We start from the raw sequence: 267 nt of genomic DNA, 5'->3' as shown, positions 1-267 counted from the left end.
CTGGACCCCTGCGGAGTTTAATGAAATCACACGGTAAATACGTATACAGTACATGCCAGTTCATCATCACATCCCTGGCTGATAAAGTTAAACGAATGTTTCGCCCAAATTTTGTTGAACAATGAGAAGCACAAACACATTTGAATCGGTGGGATGGAGGAAATGCTGATGTTGGTGGTTGGAAATCATCACTTTCACGTTGGATTTAAATGTACCACCATTGAAGAGCTTCTTCCACGTCCACTCATCGAACTCCAAGCCGTTTGT

1 protein-coding gene is annotated in these 267 nt (G+C 42.7%); it reads right to left on the bottom strand.

The annotated features are described in order from the left end of the window. Positions 1-87: 87 nt before the first annotated feature. A partial coding sequence (locus tag JEM65_RS22765) for a hypothetical protein (protein WP_233530835.1) occupies positions 88-267 on the bottom strand: 180 nt, incomplete at its 5' end.

It is taken from the genome of Gelidibacter salicanalis (genome assembly GCF_016469035.1).
Taxonomy (GTDB): Bacteria; Bacteroidota; Bacteroidia; order Flavobacteriales; family Flavobacteriaceae; genus Gelidibacter; species Gelidibacter salicanalis_A.
The sequence above is the reverse complement of the archived record's forward strand: the minus strand, read 5'-3'. Positions and strand labels throughout refer to the sequence as shown.